This is a genomic window from Paraburkholderia sprentiae WSM5005, from assembly GCF_001865575.2.
GTDB classification, from domain to species: Bacteria; Pseudomonadota; Gammaproteobacteria; order Burkholderiales; family Burkholderiaceae; genus Paraburkholderia; species Paraburkholderia sprentiae.
This window is the reverse complement of record NZ_CP017561.2, coordinates 236,568-259,150: the sequence shown is the minus strand read 5'-3', so window position 1 is coordinate 259,150 and position 22,583 is coordinate 236,568. Positions and strand designations below refer to the sequence as shown.

The window sequence follows — 22,583 nt, the reverse complement described above, 5'->3', positions numbered from 1 at the left end:
CCGGCCCCGTCGTCATGCGCGGTTTTTGCGCCGCACCGCCTTTAAACCGTGCGCCAGCCGCCGCGCACGCGCATCATCCAGCGCTCGCCGATGCGCGCGAGCCAGTTCACCGCGCGCTCGTCGCAGCGCGTCGGCACGGAGAACGCTACCTTCGCGAACGTGGCGCCCTCGGCGCTGAGCCAGAGTCGCTCGCCGCGCCGCAGATGCAGCGTCTGGCCGGGCTGCAGCCAGTAGTCCATCGTGTCGTCGCTGCGCGTGACCCACACCGCGCCGCCTTGCGCTCGCAACTTCGTGCTGCGTGCGACCTTCAGCGACAGCGTGTCGCCAGTGCGGATTTCATACGCAATGCTAGAGGAAATTTCTCGCATGATGCCCTCGCCAAAAATCGTTTCATGACTAGAATCCTAGGTGCAGCAAGGACCTGGACAAAACGATCAATTTTCACGGCTATGTGAGAAATATTGCGATGGATCTTCGTCAACTCCCCGCCCTGAACGCGGTCAAGGCGTTCGAAGCCGCGGCCCGCCACGAGAGCTTCTCGCGCGCCGCCGACGAGCTCTTCGTTACGCACGGCGCGGTCAGCCATCAGATCCGCGCGCTCGAGGCCGAGCTCGGCGTCTCGCTGTTCGTGCGCGACGGCAAGCGCGTGCGCCTCACCGACACCGGCCGTCGCTATGCCGCCAAGGTGCGCGCCGCGCTGATGGAGCTCGCCGACGCCACCCGAGCGATCCGCGCCGGCGACCGCGAGCGGCGCCTCGTCATATCGATGCTGACGTCGTTCGCGGCGCGCTGGGTGACGCCGCGCATCGGCAGCTTTATCGAGGCACATCCGCAGTGGGATCTCGAGCTGCTGACCACCAATGCGCTAACGGACTTCGCGCGCGACGACGTCGACGTCGCGATCCGCTTCGGCTTCGGCAAATATCCGGGGCTGCACGCGGAGCTGCTGCTCGACGAGATTTTCTTCCCGGCGTGCTCGCCCAACTTCAACGGCGGCAGGCTGCCGCAAACCCCCGCCGATCTCGCCAAAGTGCCGCTGCTGCGCTCCGACGACGAACTATGGCGCCCGTGGTTCGACGCGGCCGGCCTCGCCGACTGGCCCGAGCCGAAACGCGGCGTGATGTATCAGGATTCGTCCAATCTGCTGCAGGCGGCCGTCGACGGCCAGGGGGTCGCGCTGACGCGCCGCTCGCTCGCGATGCACGAAATCGCGGCAGGCCGGCTCGTGCGGCTGTTCGATGTGGATGGGCCAAGCCCTTGGCAATACTATTTCATCTGCCCGCCGCAGATGCTCGGGACCGCGCGGGTCAAAGCGTTTCGCGACTGGTTGTTCGACGAGGTGGGACGCTTCAGGCAGTTGTTCGACCGCGCCTGCGAGGCGGGTCCCGCGGCGAGTGCGCGCCTTGCGGCGGAGCAAACGCCGGCGGACGCGTTGCGCGTCGCGCCGTGAGGTGAAAATTCCTTTGCGGCGTTACAGCACGACCTTGACCATCGGATGGCCGGTCAACGCGCGATAGATGTCGTCGAGGTGCGCGCGACTCGTCGCGCGCACGTGGACGGTCAACCCGGTGTACGTGCCGCTGCTCGACGGCCGCGTCTCGACGCGCGACGCATCGACGTCGCCGTCGAACCGGCGCACCACTTCGACGATCGTCGCGGCAAACTCGGGGTGCGACTTGCCCATGATCTTGATCGGGAAATCGCAGGGGAATTCAAACAGTGAGTCGTTCTCGGGATTCATTCTCTGCTCCTTCTTGCGCCGCGGTAGCTTGCGCTGCCTTGGCTCGCTGATACGCCGCATACAGCGCCGCAAACACCGCGCCCGGCTGGCCCGCGCCGACCGGTGTGCCGTCGAGCCGCGTGACCGGCAGCACCTCCTTGGTCGCCGAGCTGACGATGATTTCATCGGCCGCCCGCACTTGCGCCTCGGTGATGTCGCGCGCCTCGAACCGGATGCCGCATTCGGCCGTCAGTTCCTCGATGAGCCCATAGCGGATGCCTTCGAGAATCTTGTTGCTGCGCGGCGGCGCGGCCAGCACGCCATCCTTGACGATCCACACGTTCGACGACGACCCTTCGGTCAGCAAACCATCGCGGAACTGCAGCGTCTCGAAGGCGTCGTTTTCGGCCGCGTATTGGGCCATCAGCACGTTGCCGAGCAGCGACACCGACTTGATGTCGCAATTGAGCCAGCGACGATCCTCGGCACTCACGCACGCGACACCGCTCGCGCGCTGCGCGGCGTCGGGCAGGCTCAGCGCGGTGACCATCACGAACACGGTCGGCTTCACGCCGGCCGGAAACGCGTGAGCGCGCTTCGCGACGCCGCGCGTGACCTGGATGTAGGCGATCGCGTCCTGATCGGCGCGCAAGCCGCCGTCCGTTTCGTTGGCCTTGACCACGCGTTCGATCAGTTCGCGCCAGCCGGCGTCGTCGAGCGGATTGACGATACCGATCTTGCCGACCGAGCGCGCGAGCCGCGCCAGATGCGGCTTCAGACGAAACGCGGTGCGGCGTCCGCTCGCGTGCGCGTACAACGGCGCGACTTCGTAGATGCCATCACCAAAAATGAAGCCGCGGTCCAGCACCGGCACGCGCGCTTCGGACAACGGCACCAGTTCGCCGTTCAGATAAACGATCGGGTCCGGCGAAACATCGGAGACAGCGGTCATTGCAAGGTGGCCTTTACTTTTTCTTGTTGAACATCAGCATCAGCGAATCCCACACGCGGCCGACCACACCGGCTTGCGGCACCGGCTGCAGCGCGACCACCGGGAACTGCGCGAGCACCTTGCCGTCGGCGACGAGCTTGGCCGTGCCGACTTGCTGGCCGTTCGCGAGCGGCGCGACGAGCGGATCGTTGAGTTCGATTTGCGGTTTCGCCTTGTCGCCCGCGCCCTTTGGCAGCGTGATGTACTGGTCGCTCTTCACGCCGACCTGCACGCTGTCCTGCGAACCCTTGTAGACGCGCGGCGTGGCCACGACCTGATTGGCCTTGTACAGACGCGTCGTGTCGTACGCGGTGTAGCCGTAGTTCAGCATCTTCAGGCTGTCTTGCACGCGGTCGTGCTCCTTGGTCTCGCCCATCATCACCGAGACGAGACGGCGCGACGCGTCGGTCGTGCCCGGCAGCGGACGCTTCGCGCTCGCGATCAGGCAGTAGCCGGCGGCTTGCGTGTGGCCGGTCTTCAGACCGTCGACGGTCGGGTCGATCCACAGCAGACGGTTGCGGTTCGGCTGCTTGATCTTGTTGTACGTGAATTCCTTGACCGAGAAGATGTTGTAGTACTCGGGGTAGTCGCGGATCAGGCGCGCCGACAGGATCGCGAGATCGCCCGCGGTCGTGTAGTGCTGCGGGTCGGGCATGCCGTTCACGTCGGCGAAGTGCGTGTGCTTCATGCCGAGCTTCTGCGCTTCGTTGTTCATCATGTTGACGAACTGTGCTTCGCTGCCGCCCACCAGTTCGGCCAGCGCGATCGCCGCGTCGTTGCCCGACTGCACGATCATGCCGTACACGAGGTCGTGCACCGTCACCGGCTTGAGCGCCTCGATGAACATCCGCGATTCGTCGTTGCGCACGCGGCGCACGGCTTCGCTCGGCTCGATGGTCTGATCCATCGTGATCTTCTTCGTGGCGAGCGCTTCGAATACGAGATACGCGGTCATCAGCTTGGTCAGCGATGCGGGCTCGACGCGTTCGTCGGCATTGGCGGACGCGAGCACCTGGTTGCTGGTCGCGTCGACCAGCACCCACGAGCGCGCGTTGACGCCCGGCGGCGGCACCTGCGCGAATGCGGCGCTCGCGACGAGCGTGGCCGGCAGCACGAGGCCGACGGCAACGGCACGATGAAGCGAAGTGGGAACGAAAGAAGCGACTGACGGGAGTGACGTGCGGCCAGAAGGGGAGAAACGCATAGGGTCGATTCGTGCAGAAAGATACGTTGCGCGACAGCGCGCGCAGTTGGGGGAGCCGGTCGGCGGGGCATCTGGCCGTAAAACGGCGGGCGCCCGTTGGACTGATGGCCACGCATTCGGTTCGCGAGCGCAGCGCTTCGCATCCGGCCGCGCCGTCTCGCGAAATGACTCCGCGGCGCGCGAATCTGCCGGCGAGGCGGCGCTGTGCCCAAAAAAAGAGCGCTCATTATACGCGCGCTACCTGGTCAGTTTCCCGCCCGCAGCGCCGATTTGCACACGTTTGCGCGCACCTGTCCCCCGCAAACATGTGCGGCTGCGTTTTAACGCCACGCGTCGAGGATGATCCGCTTGAGGATATGCAGCTTGCGATGCAGAAAATGTTCGGCGCCCGGAATCACGACGACCGGTAGTTCCTGCGGCCGCGCCCAGTCGAAAACGGATTGAATCGGAACGGTCTCGTCGAGCTCGCCGTGAATGACGAGCGTGCCCTCGGGCACCGGCGCGACGTCCCAGCGGCTCGCCGCGGTACCGACGAACACGATGCGCTCGATGTCGCGCCCCTGGTCGCGCAGCTTCGCCGCGACGTGCGACAGCACCACGGTGCCGAACGAAAAGCCCGCGAGCACGAGCGGCAGAGCTCCGTAATCCGGATCGGTGCGCATGTGCTCGAGCACCGCGCCCAGATCGTCGCGCTCGCCGACGCCCGCGTCGTGCTCGCCCTGGGTCTGGCCGACGCCGCGGAAATTCGACCGGTACGTGACGTAGTTCAATTGCACGAGCGTGCGCGCGAGCGTCTGCGCCACCTTGTTGTCCATCGTGCCGCCAAAGAGCGGATGCGGATGCGCGACGAGCGCGATGCCGCGCGGCGCGGCGCCTTTTTCGCGCACGTCGTCGGGCAGGTCGAGCGCGACCTCGATTTTGCCGACCGGACCGTCGATCAGATACTTCTTCGTGTTGACGTTCATCGGATGCCTGTGGATCGTTTCGTGGTTCGCGTTATTGATCGATCTTCAGACGCTCGACGACCTTGCCATTCACAAGATGCGATTCGACGATCTCGTCGATATCACTCTCGTCGATGTAGGTGTACCAGACAGCCTCGGGATACACGACGAGCGCCGGGCCCAATTCGCAGCGATCGAGGCAGCCGGCCTTGTTGATGCGCACCTGGCCGGGACCGGCGAGGCCGAGTTGCTTCACGCGTTTTTTCGCGTACTCCTGCATCGCCTGCGCGTTGCAGTTCGCGCAGCTCGGGCGCTCGGCACCGGGGTCGCGTTGATTCAGACAGAAAAAAACGTGGTGCTTGTAGAAGGAATCCATGATGTCCGGGAGGTGAGCCTGAAAGGAAATGCAATGGCGCTGTCAGCATGCGGTTTGCCGCGGCGCCCGTCGTGCGGACGATTATAGCGACCGGGCTGTGCAGGCGTCGGTGGCCTGGCGGCCGACGCAACGAGCGGATCACACCGGCTTCGCGCGCCGCTTCAGCCACGCCCGCTCGACTGCGAACGCGAGCCATACGAGCGCCGCATAGGGCCACATCCACGCGAGCCAGCGCGCGAGTCCGTTGAAATGCAGATAGCGCCCCTGCCGCCAGTCGGCGAGCACGGCATCGAAATACGGGTTCACCGGCAGCAGATTGACGAACACGAGTGCGACGACGAGCGCGATCCCCGCGAGCGTCGTGCGCACGCGCCGCCGCAGCGGCAGCGCGACGAGCGCCGCGAGGGTGCCGCACGCGAGTCCGGTCAACCCGCCGGGTGTCGCCCAGTCGAACGCGAGGCCCGATTGCGATTGCAGGAACGTCGCGCCGGCCTTCACGCACAAGGTCGCCACGATGAACGCGCACAGCAGCCGCACGCGCGGCGCATGACGGCGCAGCGGCACCGACGCAAGCGCGAGCGCCGCGAACAGGTTCAACGTCGTGATCAATGCTTCCCACGTGTCCTCAGGCAGCCAGGCGGCGGCCGCCGCTGGCCACGCGGCGACGTGCAACGCGGACGGCGTCCACGTGAGCAGCGCGTCTTGCGTGGACGGATCGAAGCTCAGCCACAGCGCGCGCGGCCAATTGCCGAGACCGAACAGGCGCGGCGCCGGAAACATCGTCGCGAACGGCCACGCGGCGACGAGGCACGCGAGCGTCGCATGGTCGCGCTCGAACCACAGCAGCCGCAGACGCCTGAGCAGCCCGCGATCGAGCAGCGCGCCGGTCAACGGCGACATCATCGCCGCGCCGACGAGCGCGCCGAGCGTGTTGGCGGCGAGGTCGAGATTGGAGGCGACACGTGTCGGCAGATAGGTCTGCACGGCTTCCATCGCCCCCGACAGCAGCCCACCCAACACGAACGCGAGCCCGACGGCCAGCGCGCCGCGCCCGCGTGGATACACCGCGAGCACCACCAGTGCGCCGAACGGCATATAGCCGAGCACGTTGGTGACGACGTCGAACGCCGTCAGGTACTGCGGCATGGGATCGAACAGATAGGCAAACGGCGCGATGCCGAGCGAGCGCCAGCCCGAGAACGGATACCACGACCCGTAGACGATCAGTGCCGTATACAGCAGCAGCGCCTGACGTGCCAGCGTCGATGGGCGGCGCAGCCAGGGACGCTCGCTCATGCAGCGCTCCGATGCGTGCGCTGCCTGCCCGTCATTGCGCGGCGACCAGCGCCTGCGAGCCGAGCCACGTGGTGATCTGCGCGACGAGGTCGTCGCTGGCCGCGGCGAGTGCCCGCGCGCCGCCGGCCGCATCCGCCGAATGCGCGGGCGCGTGCGCGACGAACGTCTGTTGACCGATCACTTTGCCGCCCTGCATCAGCGTCGCGCGCGCGGTGATCGCGCCGTGGCTGTCCGTCTGGCTGTCGAACACCTGCTCGAACTCGGTCAGATCGACCCGCAGCACTGGCGCGGCCACGCCGTCGGCGCCCGTCAGCACGGTGCGGCGCTCGCTCAGCGCGTTGCGCAGGCGCTGCGTCAGCAGTTGCGACGGCATCATCGTCCAGTGGCTGTTGGCGTAGGCGGCCGTCTGCTGCGCGTCGGCGTAGCTCAGCCGATAGATCAGCCGGTCCGATTCGAGCACGGACGGCGCGCTGACATCGAGCACCTTGACGGCCGGCAGCCGGCTCGCCGCGGCGCTCTGCGGCGGCGGCCCGAAGTCGTAGCGAAGGTCCGAGACCACCGCGGACGTGCCCGCGCAGCCCGCCGCCAGCACGCCGAACGCGAGCAGCGCCGCGAGCGCTGCGCGCGAGGACAACAGTCGGTGAATCGAGCGTGACATGGGCATCTTCCTCTGTTCTTGCCTGCGGATTTAGTGGGCTGCTGGCGCGGCGGCAGCGGCGGGCCACGCGAAGCCGGCCTCGCCCGGACCCGGCGCCGCGCGCGGCGCGCCGAACAGCACGCTGCGCGGATTGGTGTTGAAGGTGTCGGCGGCGCGGTCGATCGATCGCGCCGCCGAGCGCACGTCCTCGGTCAACGAATTCAAGCGCGGCAGCGTCTCGTAGCCGACCCGGGCGGACAGGTCCTGCAGCGACGCGTTCATCTGCGTGAGCGCGTCGCCCGCCTGCTGCGCAGCCGTGCCGGCCTTGTTCAGGTTGCGCTCGAAGGGTCCGTCCGGACGGCTCAGGCTCGTGATCATCTGGTTGGTCGATGCGAGCGTGCGGTTCAGCTGGTCGATCGTGCCGGGCAGCTTGCTGGCGACGGGCCCCATCTGGCGAGTCAGCGTCGCGACGCCCGAAGCGGCCTGCGCAATGCTCGCCGCCGTGTCGTGCAGTTGCGCGACCATTTCCGGCGACAGCATGTCGTTCACGTTGTCGGTGACTCTTTCGAGTTTGCGCAGCAGCACGTCGCCGCGTTGCTGCAACTGGTCGAACAGTCCCGGGCGCATCGGCAATTGCGCGACCTGATGTGCCGACGAAGGCAGCGGCCTCAGATCGCGCCCGGTATCGTCGAGCTGGATGAACGCGATGCCGGTCACGCCCTGCAAGCCGAGGCTGCCGAACGTCGAATGCGTGATCGGCGCGTGCACGTCGACCATGATGCGAATCAGGATCTGCCCCGGATGGCTCGGGTCGAATTTGATCGACTGCACGCGGCCGACGTCGAGCCCGCGAAAGCGCACCGCCGCGTCCGCAAAGAGGCCGGTCACGTTGGTGCGCGCGATCAGGTCGTACGGCACCCGCTCGGTGCGATCGACGTTGAACAGGAATACGGCCAGCGCGATCGCCGCCGTCAGCACGACCGTGAAGAGCCCGGCCCAGAACGCATGCGCTTTGTTTTCCATTGTCAGTTTTCCTGGTTCATAGCGGCGCCGTTCATGGCGGCCCGCTTCACAGCGGCAACTCGGACGATGCCGGCTCGAGTGCCGCCTGCGGCAGCTTCGCGCGGCGCTCCGGCGGCAGCGCCTGCAGCGCGCGGCGCCCGCGCAGGCCGAGGAAATATTCGCGGATGAATGGATGATCGACGCCCGCGGCCTCCTCGACCGGCGCGTTGACGAGCACCTTCCGATCGGCGATCACGGCCACGCGCGTCGACAGCGCGACCATCGTGTCGAGATCGTGCGTGACCATGACGACCGTCAGACCGAGCGCGCGATGCAGCCCGGAGATCAGCTCGACGAATTCGTCGGACGCCTCCGGGTCGAGGCCGGCGGTCGGTTCATCGAGGAACAGCAGCTCGGGTTCGAGCGCGATCGCGCGCGCGATGCCGACCCGCTTGATCATGCCGCCCGACAGCGCCGACGGCATCTTCGACGCGTGCTTGCACGGCAATCCGACCATTTCGAGCTTCAGCATCACGATGTCGCGCAGCAGGTCTTCGGGCACCTTGCCAAGCTCGCGCACCGGTTGCGCGATGTTGTCGAACACGGACAGCGACGAGAACAGCGCGCCACGCTGGAACAGCATGCCGGAGCGGCTGCGCATCAGCAGCGCAGTGTCGGCAGAGATCGTTGCGAGATCTTCGCCGAACAGCTTGATGGTGCCCCTCGACGGCCGCTCGAGCCCGAGAATCTGGCGCACTAGCGTGGTCTTGCCCGACCCCGAGCCGCCGACGATCGACACGATCTCGCCGCGCCGCACCTCGAGGTTCAAATGCTGATGCACGATGTTGCGCCCGTAGCGCTTGGTGATGTCGATCACCTCGATCACCGGCTCGGCGATCGACGGTGCGGGCTGGCCGCGCACGGCTTCGGTCAGTGGTGCGATCATCCGAGCCCCACTTTCTGAAAGAGGATCGCGAACACCGCGTCCGCGAGAATCACGATGGTGATCGACGTGACCACCGAGGTCGTCGTGCCTTCGCCGAGACTCTGCGAATTGGCTTTGATACGGAAGCCGAAATGACAGCCGGCGATCGCGATCAGCATGCCGAACACCGCGCCCTTGCCAAGGCCGATCCACAGGTTCGCGATCGGCACGACGCTCGGCAGCTGCCGCGCGAAGAAGCTCATGTCGATGCCAAGCACGAGCTTCGCCGCGAGCGCACCGCCCGTCAACGAGACCACGTTGGTCCACATCACGAGCAGCGGCATCGCGACGGCCAGTGCGATCACGCGCGGCAGGATCAGGCGCAGCCCGTGCGGGATGCCCATCACGCGCATCGCGTCGAGCTCCTCGGTCACGCGCATCACGCCGATCTGCGCGGTGATCGCCGAGCCCGAACGGCCCGCCACCAGAATCGCCGACAGCACCGGGCCGAGCTCGCGAATCACGGCTAGGCCGAGGATATTGACGATGAACTGGTTCGCGCCGAAGAGGCGCAATTGCTGTGCCGACAGATAGCTCAACACGATGCCGATCAGGAACGCGACCAGCGCGGTGATCGGCAGCGCGCGGGCGCCGGCGTTGTAGATGTTCGCGGAGATTTCGGTCCACGGCGTGAGCTTCGGCTTGCGCACGATCGCGAGCAGATCGAGCACGAAGCGCCCGAGTATCGCGACGCCGCCCTGCAGATGCTCGACGAACGAGAAAAGCCCGAGGCCGAGACGCGTAAAGGGATCGAGGCGCGTAACCGGCTCGGCGCTCTCGCGCACCGTGTCGAGCAGCGCGATGCGCTCGAAGATGTCGCGCTGCGTGTCGGTGAGCGCGGTGCCCGGCGGCATCTTGCGGCCCCACACGCGCCACAGCGCCTGGCCGCCGACGTGGTCCATCCTGTCGACGCGCGACAGGTCCCACTCGCCGATGCCCTGCGCGCCGGTCAGCGAACGCAGCAGCGGAATCACGTGCCCGGTGTCGCGATCGCGCGCGAGCGCGAGCGCCGTCCACTGGCCCGAGAGACGGACGATCTTGCCTTGGCTGCCGGCCGCGACTTCAAGGCCGGGCGGAGTGTCGTAGTTCAAGGATCGCGTGAATCTGGTTATCGGATTAGCGGCCATTGTAACGAAGGCTCGGCCGCCGGTCCGCACCGATCCACATCGATTCGCGTCGCCCGCCGCCGGCCGTCTGGCGTCCCGGGCCGGTTTGCTGTGGCTACAATATGGGCCATGAATGCCTCCAAGACCTCCGCCTCCCCACCCGCCGCGACAAGCGCGGCCGCAGTCCCGTCGTCGGCTTCGACCGGCTGGCGCATCGATCGCGAACGCGCAGTCAAGCTGTTCGGCGTGCATGCGCATGACTGGCCGATCGAAATCGTCGAGGAAACCGGTTCGACCAACGCCGACCTGATGGCGCGCGTGAAAGCACTGCCGCGCCGCACGAGCGCGCTGCCGCGGCCGATCGTGCGCGTCGCGTATCTGCAGACCGCCGGGCGCGGCCGCCGTGGCCGGCCGTGGTACGCGGAGCCGGGTAATGCGCTGCTGTTTTCGGTCGCGTGCGTCTTGCCGCGCCCGCTCGAAGGGCTCGCAGGCCTGAGCCTGGCGGTGGGCGTCGCGCTCGTCGACGGGCTGCGCTCGCTGCCGGTCGCGGGTCCCGGACAGATCGCGCTGAAGTGGCCGAACGACGTGCTGCTCGAAGGCGACAAGCTCGCCGGCATCCTGATCGAAACGGCGTGGAGCACCGACGATGCGAGCGCGGTCGTGATCGGCATCGGCACCAACGTGAAAGGCGCCGATGAACTCGCGGCGAAGGTCGGCGCGCTCAACGCCGACGTACCGCCGCAGGCGCGCGGCACCGTACCCACCGCGTTGCAGCGCGCGCTGCCGAATGCGAATCTGACTGACACGCTCGCCGCCGAATTGAACGCCCTGGAGCCGATGCTGCAGCGCTTCGGCGCCGATGGCTTCGCGCCGTTCCAGCCGCGCTGGAACGCGGTGCATGCTTATGCGGGTCGAGAAGTCGTCCTGCTCGAGCAAGGCGATGAACTCGCGCGCGGCGTGGCGGCGGGTGTCGACGAACGGGGTCAGTTGCTGCTCGATACGGCCGCCGGCCGCCAAAGCATCGCGACCGGCGACGTGTCGCTGCGCCTCGCCGACGGTGTGGCATGACGCAGCGCGCGCCTTATCTGCTGATCGACGCGGGCAATAGCCGGATCAAGTGGGCGCTGGTGCAGCCGGATGGGACGCAGTTGGCGAGCGGCGCGCTCGCGCATGACGAGCTTGCCGGTCCGCCCGCCCGGCCGGGTGCGCAACCGGCCTGGACAGATCGGCCGGCGCCATGCGGCGCGTGGCTCTCGAACGTCGCCGGCGCGGAGGTCGGGACGCGCATCGCGGCGCTCGTCGATGCGCACTGGCCGCGCCTGCCGCTTGCGACGATCAGCGCGAGCGCTCGCCAATGCGGCGTGACCAATTGCTACGCGACACCGCACTCGCTCGGCAGCGACCGCTGGGCCGGCATGATCGGCGCGCACGCGACCTTTCCCGGCGAGCATCTGCTGCTCGCGACCTTCGGCACCGCGACGACGCTCGAGGCCTTGCGCGCGGACGGCGCGTTCATCGGCGGATTGATTGCGCCGGGCTGGGCGCTGATGATGCGCTCGCTCGGTGAGCATACCGCGCAACTGCCGGCACTCGACGCCGCGCACGCACGCAGTCTGCTCGACGCGGCCGACGCGACCCGCCGCGGTCCGTTCTTCGCGACGGATACGCCGCGCTCACTGTCGGCGGGCTGCACGCTGGCGCAGGCGGGATTGATCGAGCGGATGTGGCGGGATCTGCAGGATGAGTGGCAGGTGGCGGTGCGTCTCGTGGTCAGCGGCGGCGCCGCCGACGCAGTGGCGAGCGCGCTGAAAGTACCGCATACTCGCCACGATTCGCTGGTGCTGTCGGGGCTTGCACTGATCGCCGCCGAGGATGCGGCGCGGCAGCGCGTCTGATTGCCTCGCTCGCATATCGCCGGGCAGGTGTCGCGCCAGCGCTTTTCCCGCACGCCCCAGCTCAACTTGTTTCTGGATTGGAAATACCGACAATGCTTCGCTGGCCGATCGCCATTCTGATTGTTGTCAACGTGCTGGCTTTCGTCGCGCTGCGGGGGGCCTTCGGCCCGACACCCACCGCCAGCGGACGCGAGCCGAATCGTCTGAACCGCCAAATCCATCCGGACTGGCTGAAGGTGCAGCCGGTCAGCGCCGCCGATGCGGCCGATCAGGCAGTGGTCGGTGGACCCGCGCCCGAGGCGCCGATTTCGATATCGGCGCTGCCGCAGTAGTGAGATGAGCTTCCGCCGTCCGCCACGCTTTGCCGCGCCAATCAGTGGCGTCAAGCAGCGTCAACCCGGCGTGCGCACCTTCTTCAACAGCGCGGTCGTCGAGCGATCGTGCTCGAACGCTATGGCGAGCGCCTTGCCGCCCCAGCCACGCACGAGCGCCGATTCAGGCAGCGCGTCCATGTCGTAGTCGCCGCCCTTCACGAGAATGTCCGGGCGCAGCGCGGCAATCAGCTCGACCGGCGTCTTCTCGCCGAAGCCCACCACGTAGTCGACGCTTTCCAGCGCCGCGAGCAAGGCCATGCGGTCGGCCTCGTTGTTGATCGGCCGGTCGTCGCCCTTGCCTAGCATCCGAACCGACGCGTCGCTATTGACGCCGACGATAAGGCACGCACCCAACGCCTTCGCGTCGGCCAGATAGGTCACGTGACCGCGATGCAGGATATCGAACACGCCGTTCGTCAACACGACGGGGGCGCGCAGCGAAGGACGCAGTTCCGCGAGGGCATCGCGCGTCAGAATCTTGCGTTCAAAGATGGCGGTCATCGCATAGTCACAGAGTTGCGGAATTACGGCGTCATCGGAAGAGGAATAGCCAGGTGCCGTCACGATACACGCTGGACGGCGCGAAGCAAAACGGTCCGGCAAGCTCGCGCCTGCCGGACCGCCTTTTGAAGCTGTGCTGAAACCGCCGAAGCCGTTACGCCGGCTGCTGATGCGCCGGGTTTTGATCAGCGGCCTGCAGGCGCCCGACCACTTCCTTGCGATAACGGTTGAGTTCCTGCGCGGTATTGAACGTGCGTTCGAACAGTACCGACAGATTGTGCAGAATGCGCTCGACGACCTTCTTTTCCCAGCCGTCGTCGAAACGGATCTGCTCGTCGAGCCAGCGTTCGAGCCATTCCGGATCCGGCAGACGCGACTGGATCGTGTCGCGCGGGAACAGCGCCTGGTTCACGTGCAGGTTGGTGGGGTGCAGCGGCTTTTCGGTGCGACGCGCCGACGCCATCAGCACGCCGATCTTCGCGAACGCGGCACGCGCGATGTCGCCGGTTTGCGCCATCGCCTTCTTCATGTAGCGCAGGTACGCGCCGCCGTGGCGCGCTTCGTCGCGCGAGATGGTTTCGTAGATGTGCTTGATGACCGGCTCGGTGTGCCATTCGGCAGCGCGGCGATACCAGTGATTGAGGCGGATTTCGCCGCAGAAGTGCAGCATCAGCGTTTCGAGCGGCGGCGCGGGATCGAACTCGAAGCGCACCGCGTGCAGTTCCTCTTCGGTCGGGACCATTTCCGGCTTGAAGCGGCGCAGGTACTCCATCAGCACCAGCGAATGTTTCTGCTCCTCGAAGAACCACACGCTCATGAATGCGGAGAAATCGCTGTCGTGATGATTGTCACGCAGAAACATTTCCGTGGCGGGCAACGCCGACCATTCGGTGATCGCGTTCATCTTGATCGTCGCGGCCTGCTCGTCGGTTAGCAGCGATGGATCGAATTTATCCCAGGGAATGTCCTTCTCCATGTCCCATCGAACGGATTCGAGCGATTTATAAAGTTCCGGATAAAGCATGGTGTTCATAGTCCCACCCCTGTTCTGCACATACTGTGTGTGTCTGTTGCTGCTACGTGTAGCCGTTTTTCCCTACGACGAGCGGACCTGCCGTCTATCGGCCAAGCATTCAATTTTACGCGTTAACCGGCCGCCCAGAAGCATCGGGAAGCAAAGAAGTCCGGGCTGTTGTATTGGCGTCCGAAGCATGAATCAGGCGCCGCGGCCAACCGTGGGTGAGGGATACCCTTTGCCTGAGGTCGAGCCAGTCGGGTCGACAGCCGCGCGGTCCAGTCCGGCACCGGTAGTGCCGGCGGCGAATGACGCGAGGCGGCGGGATTGGTTACTTTCAGCGCACACCCCAAAAGCCAGATCAAGCTTACATAATGATAGCACGCGCCTCCCACGAAACCCGTGACAGAAGCGGCGCAAGCGCGCTGTGGCATTGACTTCTTTCAATAAAGTCGGCGATTCGCGCGGGTGGAAATCATCGGCGCTGGAATACGCGCAAAAACTTTTTGTCGTTGCCGTCGCTGTCGCATCAGGGCCGAGCGCGTTGCCGTCCGTGCGCTCAGGTCGACTTTTTCGGCGTTGCCGCGCTAGCCCCCTCGCCGGCCGCGCGTTTGGCCGACGTCGCTGCGCGCTTCGCGGCCGGCCGTTTGGCCGCGGGCTTCGCGTTTTGCGCGGCCGCGCCCGGCGCGGCGGGGCCCGGCGCATCGGCGCGCGTGGCATCCCCGGCCTTCGACGGCTCCGGCTGGCCCTGCGTGCCTCCGCCCGCCGCGGCGACCGCGACGGACGGCTGCGTCATCGCGAACTGCGCGATCTGGTTGAACTGTGATTGCAGCAGATTCCACCACGCGGATGCATCGAAAGCGGGCGCCCCGGGCGCTTCCTCTTCGTCACTATCGGCCTGGGCGGCGCTTTCGGGCGCGGGCGCGGCCGGCGTCGCCCAACTCGGTGCCGGCGCCGGGCTCGCGGCAGAACTCGACGCAGCCGCCGCCGGCTGCGACATCGACGACTGCGCGAACGCGCCGAACGCGCGCAGCGTCGCTAGCGTCGCGCGTTGCACTTCGAGCGCCTGGATCGCCGACTGCAGCATGCTCAGATTCAGCTTCAGCCATTGTTCGACCGCGCGCATGTCGGTGATGCGCTTGTCGAGTTCCTCGACGCTCGTGAGCGGCGCCATCATGTCGGACATCATCGATAGCGACGGGCTCGTGCCGCCCCCCGGCTGCGCGCCCGTCATGGCGGCGCCGAACGGCGACAGCCGAATCATGCCCCACATGCGATCGAGCATTTCAGCGGGCGGAAAACCGGGAAAGCCGGGAAAGGGCGGCGCGGAGCCAGTGGTGTCGGTCATGGTTGTCGCCTCGGTGCTGAAGGTACGTGGGGTGCGCGCAGCCGCGCGCGTTGATTCGATCATACCGTGCTGAGTGTGGCATCAGGATCGCTGATCGTTGCGTGGATCGCCCGCGCCAAAGTCCGGCGCGCGCCGCTCTCGCAACGAGCTCAGACCCTCGCGCACATCCGGCCCGGCGAAACCCATGAATTCGAGCGCGAGCGACGTATCGAACGCCGGTCCCGCCGTGCGCAGCCAGTTGTTCAGCGCGTACTTGGTCCAGCGGATCGCGGTCTGCGAACCGTCGGTGAGCTTGCGCGCGACTTCGAACGCCTTCGGCAGCAGATCGCTTTCCTCGACGGCAAGCGACACGAGTCCGATGCGCTCAGCCTCCTCGCCACTCACCGGCTCGCACAGCAGCAGGTAGTACTTCGCCTTCGCCATGCCGCACAGAAGCGGCCACACGATCGCCGCATGATCGCCCGCGGCGACGCCGAGGCGCGTGTGTCCGTCGATGATGCGCGCCGTCTTCGCCGCGATCGAGATATCGGCGAGCAGCCCCGCGACGAGCCCCGCGCCGACCGCCGGACCGTGCATCGCCGAGACGATCGGCTTGCCGCAGTTGATCACGTTGTAGACGAGGTCGCGTGCCTCACGCCACACGCGCGCGCGCACCTCGAAATCGTTCGCCATGTCCTCGACGAGCTGCAGATCGCCGCCGGCCGAAAAGCCCTTGCCCTCGCCGCGAATGATCGCAACGCGCGTGTCGGGATCGCGATCGATGTCGCGCCAGATCTCCGCGAGCTCGTAATGCATGCGCGCGTTCGCGGTCGCGAGAGCGCTCCTATTCGCGCCCTCGCCGCTCATCACGACTTCGAGCACGCCGTGCGGGTGACGCTGCAAACGCAGTGACTGGTAGTGCGCGTAGTACGCGTCGTTCGGTTGGGATGGCTGAGACATGATGAGCAGTCCATGAAAGATGCATCCGGTCGCGCGCGGAACGCGTCTCGACCAGTTCAATGCGGCTGATAAAGCCACTTGCCATTAGTGATTTCGACCATCACGCGGGCGCGTTGATCGAGCCCGAGATGATCGGCCGCGCTCATATTGACCACGCCGTTCGTATCGGCGAGACCGCGCGTTGCTTCGAGCGCGTCGCGCAGCGCGCGGCGAAACGACGGCGTGCCTGGCGCGCCGGCCTTCAGCGCGACCGGGATTGCGTGCTCGAGCAATACGCCCGCGTCCCACGTGTACGAACCGAACGCCGACACGCTGCCTGCTCCGTGCCGTGCCTCGAAGCGCTCGATGTAATCGAGCGCAAGACGCCTGGCCGGATGGTCGGCCGGCAATTGCGCGGCGACCAGCACCGGGCTCGCGGGCAGGAACGTGCCGTTGCAGTCGGCGCCGCACACGCGCAGGAAATCGTTATTGCCGACGCCGTGGTTGTGATAGATGACGCCCTTGTAGCCGCGCTCGCGCAGCGTCTTCGGCGGCAGCGCGGCTGGCGTGCCGGCCGCGCCAACCACCACCGCGTCGGGGTGGCTCGCGAGAATTTTCAGCACCTGACCCGTCACGCTCGGATCGGTGCGGTTAAAGCGCTCGCTCGCGACCACGTCGATGTGATGCAGTTGCGCGAACTTTGCGACCTCGGCGTAGAACGTCTCGCCGAGCGCGTCGGCCTGGCCGATGAACGCGATGGTCTTCACGCCGTGTCCGCTCGCATGCTCGGCGATCGCCGAGGCCATCATCGCGTCGGTCTGCGGCGTCTTGAAGACCCAGCGACGTTTGGCGTCGACCGGTTCGATGATTTTTGCGGACGACGCGAGCGAAATCATCGGCGTTTCGCCCTCGGCGACCACGTCGATCATCGCCAGCGAATTCGGCGTGATCGACGAGCCGATGATCGCGTCGACGTGGTTTTCGCTGATGAGCTTCTTGGTGTCCTGCACGGCCTGGGTCGTGTCCGATGCATCGTCGAGCACGATGTAGTCGACGTTCTGCCCGCCGATCCGTTTGGGCAGCAGCGCGACCGTGTCGCGCGCGGGAATGCCGAGCGACGCGGCCGGCCCGGTCAGCGACAGCACGAGCCCGATCTTCACCTGCGCGAACGATGTCAGTGGCACTGCGCAGGCGAGCGTGGCGCACAGTGTCGCGGCGTACCGCGCGAAGCGCCGGCCGCGTTGACGCAAGCCAGGCGCGCTCGTACGCGCTTGAATGGACGACGAGCGAGCGCGCCGCTGTTCAGCTGCGGGAAAGTCCAATCGCGGCATGCTGTCTCCTCACGTCGGGTTTTGATTGTGATGTATTGCCGATGTGCGACCGATGCGTCGCTGCGCGCAATCCGGAACTCGCGCATTTGGCGCCGTCCCAGCCGGCGCGCCAGTCAGTGTAGCCGCGCGCGCAGGCGGCGGCATCGGGCGAAACCCTTTCGCGCGTGCCGCTCCGTCACAGCACGACGGCGCCACTGCCGCACTTCAATCGAGCGGCGCGATGCTCTGCTCGATCGCACCGAAAATCGATTTGCCCGCCTCGTCGAACATTTCGATCTTCACCGTGTCGCCGTACTTCATGAACTCCGTTTGCGGCGCGCCGTGCTCGATGGTTTCGAGGCAGCGCTTCTCGGCGATACAGCAGTAACCACGCTTCGCGTCCTTGTTCGACACCGTGCCCGAACCGACGATAGAACCGGCACGCAGATTGCGCGTTTTCGCTGCATGCGAGATCAGCTGACCGAAGTGAAACACCATGTCGGTGCCCGCATCGGGCTGGCCGACCTTCTTGCCGTTCCAATGGACGATCATCGGCCGGTGCACGCGCCCCTCGCGCCAGTGTTCGCCGAGTTCGTCCGGGGTCACCGCGACCGGCGCGAACGACGTGGCCGGCTTGCTCTGGAAAAAACCGAAGCCCTTCGCGAGTTCGGCGGGGATCAGATTGCGCAGCGACACGTCGTTGACGAGCGCAACCAGCCGCACGCCGCGCAGCGCCTGCTCGGGCGTCACGCCCATCGGCACGTCGCCGGTGATGACCGCGACTTCGGCCTCGAAGTCGATGCCGTACTCTTCCGATGCGCAGATGACATCGTCGCGCGGGCCGATGAAGTCATCGCTGCCGCCCTGGTACATGAGCGGGTCGGTCCAGAACTCGGGCGGCATTTGCGCGCCGCGCGCGCGCCGCACGAGCTCGACGTGGTTCACGTACGACGAGCCATCGGCCCACTGGAACGCGCGCGGCAGCGGCGCCATGCACTCCTTCGCGTCGAACGAAAAGCTGTTGCGCGCGCGGCCCTGGTTCAGCGCGTCGTAGAGTTCGTGCAGTTGCGGCGCATAGAAGGCCCAGTCGTCGAGCACGCGCTGCAGCGTGGGCGCGATCGCGTCGGCGATGGCCGCTGTGTGCAGGTCGCGGGACACGACGATCAGTTGACCGTCGCGCGTGCCGTCCTTCAGCGAGGCAAGTTTCATAGAGCTGTGAACCGTGTATTAGTGACGATGGAAGGAATCTATTCTACGATGGTGAACCGGCCCGGCCCACAGTAGCTACCGCCATTACGTTTCCCGAACGCGCTGCCCGCGCCTTTTGCACATGTCCGCCAACGCCCGCTCCGGCACGATCCGCACCCGCACCGATCCCGCGTCCGCCGACGATCCGCTGGACCACGCCGATCTCACCGACGCAACCAGGGCCGATGCCGAAACCAGCGAACCCGGCGAAGAAAAACTACGCTCGGGCATCCAGTCGATCGAGGTCGGTTTCAGGCTGCTCGACGTTCTAACCCACGAGCCGCACGCGATGATGTTGCGCGATCTCGCGCAGCGCGCCGGCATGAGTCCGGCGAAGGCGCATCGCTATCTGGTCAGCTTTCTGCGCCTCGGCGTGGTCGCGCAGGACCCGCTGTCGGGCCGCTACGAACTCGGCGGTTTCGCTTTGCAGCTGGGGCTCGCGCGGCTTGCGCGCGTCGACGGTGTGAAGCTCGCGCGCATCGCGCTCGCCGCGCTTCGCGACCGGCTCGATCTGACGGTCGGCATCGCGGTGTGGGGCAATCAGGGACCGACGATGGTGCACTGGATGGAGTCGAGTTATCCGGCCAAGGCATCGCTGAAACTCGGCGACGTGATGCCCTTGCTCAGCTCGGCGACCGGTCTGCTGTTTGCCGCCTACCTGCCGTCCGGCAAGACCGCCGCGATGCTCGAGCGCGAGCTGGCCGACTCGCGGCGCTCGTCGCATAGCGGCGCGCCGCGCACCCGCGAAGACGTCGACAAGGTGCTCGCCGAGGTGCGCGAACACGAGGCCGCGCGCGTCGAAGGCATGCTGCTCCCGACGATCCACGCGTTTTCGATGCCGGTGTTCGATTCGACCGGAGAACTCGCGCTCGGTCTCGTTGCGCTCGGCCATGAGGGCGCGTTCGATATCCGCTGGGGCGGCGAGATCGATACCGCGCTGCGTGAATGCGCGCGCAAGCTGTCCTACGAACTCGGCTATAGTGCGACGCCGCGTAGCGAACCGGGTTGATACGGACCGGCCCTTCCAGGCACTCACCCATTCAAGCGCCGATGCATTTTGCTTCCGCCACCCGCCGTCGTGATCGCCTGCCAGCTTTCGGCAACGGGCGGGGACGCGGCGCGCGCGCGTGGCGCTGGATTGCGGTGCTCGTGGCGGTGGCCACCGTGCACTGGATCGCGGCGCAATGGTTCGAGCGCAATCGCGTGAATCTGAATCCGGCGGATCGCGATCATGTGCCGGTGCAGGTCGCGCTGCTAACGCCCGAGAAGGTCGAGCGTCAACCAGCGCCGCAGCCGGCCGCGCTGGCACCGCATCCGCCCGCACGTAAGCCCGCGGCGAGTCAGCCGCGCGAGCAGCATGTGTTGAGCGCGTTGCAGCCGGCCAAGCCGAACGAGCCGGCGGCAACGCCGGCATCGGAGGTGGCGGCAAGCGCGCCGCCCGGTGCCGCGAACGCGAACGCATCGCCCCATGCGAATGCCAGCGGCAACGCCGCGAGCGCCCCCGCCGCGGCCAGCGCGCCGCAAGCGTCGCAGGGCGTGAAGTTTTCGGTACCGCCGTCGGCCGAACTCGAATACGACACGTTCTACAACGGTGTGCGCAACGCGCCCGGCACGATCCATTGGGCGAGCAATGCGCAGGGCTACGAAATGATCGTGTCGGTGCCGCTGCCGTTCGTCGGTCCGTTTGTGTTTTCGAGCCACGGCGGCATCGATGCCTTTGGCCTCGCGCCGGCGCAGTACAGCGAAAAGCGTGGCCGTCGCGCGGAAGACATCGCGATCTTCAATCGCAACGACAGGAAAATCGGCTTCACGCGCACGCCGGCCACGTTGCCGTTGCCCGACGGCGCGCAGGACCGCTTCAGCGTCGTGATGCAGCTCGCGAGCCTCGTGCGCGGTGACCCCGACGCCTATAAGCCAGGCGTCGCACGACAGTTTTTCGTGGTCGATACCGATAGCGGCGAGAACTGGCCGATCGAGACGATCGGCGACGAAACGATCCGTGCAGCGCAGGGCTATCTGCAGACGCGTCATTTCAAACGTCTGCCGCGGCGCGATGGCGACCAGCGCCGTATCGACGTGTGGCTCGCGCCGTCGCTCGGCTGGCTGCCCGCGCGCATCCTGCAGACCGAGCCGAACGGTACCCAGTTCGAACTGGTATGGCGTGGCGAGCTCAGTGTCGATGGAACGTCGCCGGATCACGCTGGCGACAACGGCGCGCCGGCCGCACCCGCCACGCCGGCGCCGGCCGACGCATCGGCAGTAACGCCCGAGGCCGCCCCCGCCGGAGCGGTCGATTCGACCGCTCCGGCAATCATCAAACCGTGACAGGTTTCGTGACAGAGTGTCACCAGCAGATCTGCCCAAGATCGGCGAAACTTCCTTTGCAACGCTGACTCGCACCTCAATGGAGCCCCCGTTCGCGCGAACGAGGCGACCCACCGCGTTTTTACACTGCGTTTCCTTCAAAGGAGTCCGCATGCAAGTGAACATCAACGGTATCGAAACACGCTATGTGCTGAGCAACGAAGGCGGCGGCCCGTGGCTCACCTTCATTCATCAGCTGGGCGGTGATCTTTCTATCTGGGATCAGATGGCCGGCTATTTCCGCGACGATTACACGGTGCTGCGCTACGACGTGCGCGGCCACGGCCACAGCGCGGTCGCGCGCGAGCCGTTCGGCATGCGCGATCTGGCCGACGATCTGGCCAAACTGCTCGATGCCCTCGGCGCGCGGACGACGCACCTGGTCGGCCTGTCGCTCGGCGGCATGATCGCGCAGCAATTCGCGCTCGACCATCCATCGCGTATCGACACGCTGACGATTGCCGACAGCACCGGCGGCACCCCGCCCGAAAACCGTGCGTTATGGGATCAGCGCGCCCACGCCGCGCGCAGCGACGGCATGGCGGCGCTGTTGCCGTCGACGCTCGCGCGTTGGCTCACGCCCGACTTTCATGCCGGGCATCCCGAAGCGGTCGAGCCGATCCGTGAAACATTTGTGCGCACGCCGCCGGAGGGTTTTGCGATGGCCTGCGAAGCGCTGCGCGACTTCGACCTGCGCGGGCACCACGGCGCGATCCGCTGTCCGACGCTGACGGTGGCCGGACGTCACGACACTGGCACGCCCCCTGCTGCTACACAGGCGATAGCGGAGGCGATCGAGGGCGCCCGCTTCGAGTTGCTGGACGCGGCGCATCTCGCGCCAATCGAGCAATCTCACCGTTTTGCCGCGTTGCTTGAATCGTTTCTGGAGCGGCGAGTCTAACCTTCAAGTCCGGCGTTTACTTGCGTCGTCCGGACCCACCCCTTGAATTCCATCCCACATGCTCCACCTATGGTGCAGAAAAGGGCAGGAGCCCAACGGAAATAAGGAGTGTCGCCATGCAAATGATCTATAACAGCCCTAACTATTGCGTCGTCGAGTTTCCTCCGCAGGAAGGTCTGCTGGCCATGAAGTCGGGCGGCTACGAGATTGTCGACAAGAACATGCAGCGCGAGATCTACATCGACGGTGCAATGGCGGCGCGTTTTCGCGAGCATGTGCAAAAGCTGATCGAAGGCGAGCCGACGCTCGACGAGGTCGACGAATTCCTCGGCCAGTTCGACAGTCTGATGCATCAACCGGTGATCCTGCATTGACCGGAGGGGTTTAGCTGACGCTCTGGCGACATCGACCGACCGCCCCAAGCGGCTTTGCCGGCGGGTTCCATCAG

Annotated in this window: 25 protein-coding genes; 8 read left to right on the top strand and 17 right to left on the bottom strand. The window is 66.4% G+C overall.

Features of this window, described 5'->3' with window-relative positions; all coding sequences use genetic code 11:
- Nucleotides 1–41 precede the first annotated feature (41 nt).
- A complete protein-coding gene (locus BJG93_RS01245; protein WP_027199560.1) occupies nt 42–368 on the bottom strand; it encodes a DUF2917 domain-containing protein in 327 nt (108 codons plus the stop codon).
- A 98-nt stretch (nt 369–466) separates the two neighbouring features.
- Here BJG93_RS01245 and BJG93_RS01240 point away from each other — a divergent pair, with 98 nt between their 5' ends.
- Nucleotides 467–1,450: a transcriptional regulator GcvA gene (locus BJG93_RS01240; protein ID WP_027199559.1), complete on the top strand. Its 984-nt coding sequence runs from the start codon at nt 467–469 to the stop codon at nt 1,448–1,450.
- Nucleotides 1,451–1,471: 21 nt separating this feature from the next.
- On the opposite strand, the gene BJG93_RS01235 is transcribed toward BJG93_RS01240, so the two are convergent.
- From BJG93_RS01235 to BJG93_RS01190, 10 genes are all read right to left on the bottom strand, one after another.
- Nucleotides 1,472–1,741, bottom strand: a complete 270-nt coding sequence (locus BJG93_RS01235; RefSeq protein WP_027199558.1) for a DUF493 family protein — start codon at nt 1,739–1,741, stop codon at nt 1,472–1,474.
- Nucleotides 1,713–2,672: a D-amino acid aminotransferase gene (locus BJG93_RS01230; RefSeq protein ID WP_027199557.1), complete on the bottom strand. Its 960-nt coding sequence runs from the start codon at nt 2,670–2,672 to the stop codon at nt 1,713–1,715. Before BJG93_RS01230 ends, BJG93_RS01235 begins: the two co-directional genes overlap by 29 nt.
- Before the next feature lie 13 nt (nt 2,673–2,685).
- On the bottom strand, nt 2,686–3,915 hold the full coding sequence (locus BJG93_RS01225) for a D-alanyl-D-alanine carboxypeptidase family protein (RefSeq protein ID WP_027199556.1): 1,230 nt from the start codon (nt 3,913–3,915) through the stop codon (nt 2,686–2,688).
- A 320-nt stretch (nt 3,916–4,235) separates the two neighbouring features.
- Nucleotides 4,236–4,880, bottom strand: a complete 645-nt coding sequence (locus tag BJG93_RS01220) for an alpha/beta hydrolase (protein ID WP_027199555.1) — start codon at nt 4,878–4,880, stop codon at nt 4,236–4,238.
- 31 nt (nt 4,881–4,911) lie between these two features.
- Entirely contained in the window at nt 4,912–5,235 is a 324-nt protein-coding gene (locus BJG93_RS01215; protein WP_027199554.1) for a (2Fe-2S) ferredoxin domain-containing protein, read from the bottom strand.
- Between the two features lie 138 nt (nt 5,236–5,373).
- A complete protein-coding gene (locus BJG93_RS01210; RefSeq protein ID WP_027199553.1) occupies nt 5,374–6,531 on the bottom strand; it encodes a VanZ family protein in 1,158 nt (385 codons plus the stop codon).
- A 31-nt stretch (nt 6,532–6,562) separates the two neighbouring features.
- Entirely contained in the window at nt 6,563–7,189 is a 627-nt protein-coding gene (locus tag BJG93_RS01205; protein ID WP_027199552.1) for an ABC-type transport auxiliary lipoprotein family protein, read from the bottom strand.
- Between the two features lie 30 nt (nt 7,190–7,219).
- Nucleotides 7,220–8,191, bottom strand: coding sequence for an MlaD family protein (locus tag BJG93_RS01200; protein WP_027199551.1), 972 nt, complete (start codon nt 8,189–8,191; stop codon nt 7,220–7,222).
- Nucleotides 8,192–8,237: 46 nt separating this feature from the next.
- Nucleotides 8,238–9,116 carry an ABC transporter ATP-binding protein gene (locus BJG93_RS01195; RefSeq protein WP_034479808.1) on the bottom strand — a complete coding sequence of 293 codons (879 nt, stop codon included), beginning with the start codon at nt 9,114–9,116 and terminating at the stop codon, nt 8,238–8,240.
- Nucleotides 9,113–10,246, bottom strand: a complete 1,134-nt coding sequence (locus tag BJG93_RS01190; protein WP_027199549.1) for an MlaE family ABC transporter permease — start codon at nt 10,244–10,246, stop codon at nt 9,113–9,115. Before BJG93_RS01190 ends, BJG93_RS01195 begins: the two co-directional genes overlap by 4 nt.
- Nucleotides 10,247–10,390: 144 nt before the next feature.
- Between BJG93_RS01190 and BJG93_RS01185 the strand changes: the two genes are divergently transcribed.
- From BJG93_RS01185 to BJG93_RS01175, 3 genes are all read left to right on the top strand, one after another.
- On the top strand, nt 10,391–11,329 hold the full coding sequence (locus BJG93_RS01185; protein WP_027199548.1) for a biotin--[acetyl-CoA-carboxylase] ligase: 939 nt from the start codon (nt 10,391–10,393) through the stop codon (nt 11,327–11,329).
- Nucleotides 11,326–12,156: a type III pantothenate kinase gene (locus BJG93_RS01180; RefSeq protein WP_027199547.1), complete on the top strand. Its 831-nt coding sequence runs from the start codon at nt 11,326–11,328 to the stop codon at nt 12,154–12,156. The genes BJG93_RS01185 and BJG93_RS01180 overlap by 4 nt, the downstream gene beginning before the upstream one ends.
- Before the next feature lie 92 nt (nt 12,157–12,248).
- Nucleotides 12,249–12,488 (top strand): hypothetical protein, encoded by a 240-nt coding sequence (locus tag BJG93_RS01175; protein ID WP_027199546.1) that lies wholly within the window; start codon nt 12,249–12,251, stop codon nt 12,486–12,488.
- 60 nt (nt 12,489–12,548) lie between these two features.
- Here the strand turns inward: BJG93_RS01175 and rfaE2 are convergent, their stop codons facing one another.
- From rfaE2 to BJG93_RS01145, 6 genes are all read right to left on the bottom strand, one after another.
- Nucleotides 12,549–13,031 carry a D-glycero-beta-D-manno-heptose 1-phosphate adenylyltransferase gene (gene rfaE2 / locus BJG93_RS01170; RefSeq protein WP_027199545.1) on the bottom strand — a complete coding sequence of 161 codons (483 nt, stop codon included), beginning with the start codon at nt 13,029–13,031 and terminating at the stop codon, nt 12,549–12,551.
- A 154-nt stretch (nt 13,032–13,185) separates the two neighbouring features.
- A complete protein-coding gene (locus BJG93_RS01165) occupies nt 13,186–14,064 on the bottom strand; it encodes a ferritin family protein (RefSeq protein WP_034479805.1) in 879 nt (292 codons plus the stop codon).
- 541 nt (nt 14,065–14,605) lie between these two features.
- Nucleotides 14,606–15,394 (bottom strand): PhaM family polyhydroxyalkanoate granule multifunctional regulatory protein, encoded by a 789-nt coding sequence (locus BJG93_RS01160; RefSeq protein WP_027199543.1) that lies wholly within the window; start codon nt 15,392–15,394, stop codon nt 14,606–14,608.
- Nucleotides 15,395–15,475: 81 nt separating this feature from the next.
- Complete coding sequence (locus BJG93_RS01155; protein WP_027199542.1) at nt 15,476–16,333, bottom strand: enoyl-CoA hydratase/isomerase family protein; 858 nt, start codon at nt 16,331–16,333, stop codon at nt 15,476–15,478.
- Between the two features lie 56 nt (nt 16,334–16,389).
- On the bottom strand, nt 16,390–17,643 hold the full coding sequence (locus BJG93_RS01150) for an ABC transporter substrate-binding protein (protein WP_027199541.1): 1,254 nt from the start codon (nt 17,641–17,643) through the stop codon (nt 16,390–16,392).
- Between the two features lie 204 nt (nt 17,644–17,847).
- On the bottom strand, nt 17,848–18,831 hold the full coding sequence (locus tag BJG93_RS01145) for a fumarylacetoacetate hydrolase family protein (protein ID WP_027199540.1): 984 nt from the start codon (nt 18,829–18,831) through the stop codon (nt 17,848–17,850).
- A 121-nt stretch (nt 18,832–18,952) separates the two neighbouring features.
- Between BJG93_RS01145 and BJG93_RS01140 the strand changes: the two genes are divergently transcribed.
- The 4 genes from BJG93_RS01140 (at nt 18,953) to BJG93_RS01125 (ending at nt 22,509) form a co-directional block, all read left to right on the top strand.
- Entirely contained in the window at nt 18,953–19,879 is a 927-nt protein-coding gene (locus BJG93_RS01140) for an IclR family transcriptional regulator (RefSeq protein WP_027199539.1), read from the top strand.
- A 41-nt stretch (nt 19,880–19,920) separates the two neighbouring features.
- Nucleotides 19,921–21,195: a DUF3108 domain-containing protein gene (locus BJG93_RS01135; protein ID WP_027199538.1), complete on the top strand. Its 1,275-nt coding sequence runs from the start codon at nt 19,921–19,923 to the stop codon at nt 21,193–21,195.
- A gap of 151 nt (nt 21,196–21,346) precedes the next feature.
- Nucleotides 21,347–22,135 carry an alpha/beta fold hydrolase gene (locus BJG93_RS01130; RefSeq protein ID WP_027199537.1) on the top strand — a complete coding sequence of 263 codons (789 nt, stop codon included), beginning with the start codon at nt 21,347–21,349 and terminating at the stop codon, nt 22,133–22,135.
- Nucleotides 22,136–22,251: 116 nt separating this feature from the next.
- Nucleotides 22,252–22,509, top strand: a complete 258-nt coding sequence (locus BJG93_RS01125) for a BTH_I0359 family protein (protein WP_027199536.1) — start codon at nt 22,252–22,254, stop codon at nt 22,507–22,509.
- Nucleotides 22,510–22,583 lie beyond the last annotated feature (74 nt).

Bases quoted from the DNA above. Each gene is read 5' to 3' on its own strand.
- BJG93_RS01245 (WP_027199560.1), bottom strand. From the start codon at position 368: ATGCGAGAAATTTCCTCTAGCATTGCGTATGAAATCCGCACTGGCGAC.
- BJG93_RS01240 (WP_027199559.1), top strand. From the start codon at position 467: ATGGATCTTCGTCAACTCCCCGCCCTGAACGCGGTCAAGGCGTTCGAA.
- BJG93_RS01235 (WP_027199558.1), bottom strand. From the start codon at position 1,741: ATGAATCCCGAGAACGACTCACTGTTTGAATTCCCCTGCGATTTCCCG.
- BJG93_RS01230 (WP_027199557.1), bottom strand. From the start codon at position 2,672: ATGACCGCTGTCTCCGATGTTTCGCCGGACCCGATCGTTTATCTGAAC.
- BJG93_RS01225 (WP_027199556.1), bottom strand. From the start codon at position 3,915: ATGCGTTTCTCCCCTTCTGGCCGCACGTCACTCCCGTCAGTCGCTTCT.
- BJG93_RS01220 (WP_027199555.1), bottom strand. From the start codon at position 4,880: ATGAACGTCAACACGAAGAAGTATCTGATCGACGGTCCGGTCGGCAAA.
- BJG93_RS01215 (WP_027199554.1), bottom strand. From the start codon at position 5,235: ATGGATTCCTTCTACAAGCACCACGTTTTTTTCTGTCTGAATCAACGC.
- BJG93_RS01210 (WP_027199553.1), bottom strand. From the start codon at position 6,531: ATGAGCGAGCGTCCCTGGCTGCGCCGCCCATCGACGCTGGCACGTCAG.
- BJG93_RS01205 (WP_027199552.1), bottom strand. From the start codon at position 7,189: ATGTCACGCTCGATTCACCGACTGTTGTCCTCGCGCGCAGCGCTCGCG.
- BJG93_RS01200 (WP_027199551.1), bottom strand. From the start codon at position 8,191: ATGGAAAACAAAGCGCATGCGTTCTGGGCCGGGCTCTTCACGGTCGTG.
- BJG93_RS01195 (WP_034479808.1), bottom strand. From the start codon at position 9,116: ATGATCGCACCACTGACCGAAGCCGTGCGCGGCCAGCCCGCACCGTCG.
- BJG93_RS01185 (WP_027199548.1), top strand. From the start codon at position 10,391: ATGAATGCCTCCAAGACCTCCGCCTCCCCACCCGCCGCGACAAGCGCG.
- BJG93_RS01180 (WP_027199547.1), top strand. From the start codon at position 11,326: ATGACGCAGCGCGCGCCTTATCTGCTGATCGACGCGGGCAATAGCCGG.
- BJG93_RS01175 (WP_027199546.1), top strand. From the start codon at position 12,249: ATGCTTCGCTGGCCGATCGCCATTCTGATTGTTGTCAACGTGCTGGCT.
- rfaE2 (WP_027199545.1), bottom strand. From the start codon at position 13,031: ATGACCGCCATCTTTGAACGCAAGATTCTGACGCGCGATGCCCTCGCG.
- BJG93_RS01165 (WP_034479805.1), bottom strand. From the start codon at position 14,064: ATGAACACCATGCTTTATCCGGAACTTTATAAATCGCTCGAATCCGTT.
- BJG93_RS01160 (WP_027199543.1), bottom strand. From the start codon at position 15,394: ATGACCGACACCACTGGCTCCGCGCCGCCCTTTCCCGGCTTTCCCGGT.
- BJG93_RS01155 (WP_027199542.1), bottom strand. From the start codon at position 16,333: ATGTCTCAGCCATCCCAACCGAACGACGCGTACTACGCGCACTACCAG.
- BJG93_RS01150 (WP_027199541.1), bottom strand. From the start codon at position 17,643: ATGCCGCGATTGGACTTTCCCGCAGCTGAACAGCGGCGCGCTCGCTCG.
- BJG93_RS01145 (WP_027199540.1), bottom strand. From the start codon at position 18,831: ATGAAACTTGCCTCGCTGAAGGACGGCACGCGCGACGGTCAACTGATC.
- BJG93_RS01140 (WP_027199539.1), top strand. From the start codon at position 18,953: ATGTCCGCCAACGCCCGCTCCGGCACGATCCGCACCCGCACCGATCCC.
- BJG93_RS01135 (WP_027199538.1), top strand. From the start codon at position 19,921: ATGCATTTTGCTTCCGCCACCCGCCGTCGTGATCGCCTGCCAGCTTTC.
- BJG93_RS01130 (WP_027199537.1), top strand. From the start codon at position 21,347: ATGCAAGTGAACATCAACGGTATCGAAACACGCTATGTGCTGAGCAAC.
- BJG93_RS01125 (WP_027199536.1), top strand. From the start codon at position 22,252: ATGCAAATGATCTATAACAGCCCTAACTATTGCGTCGTCGAGTTTCCT.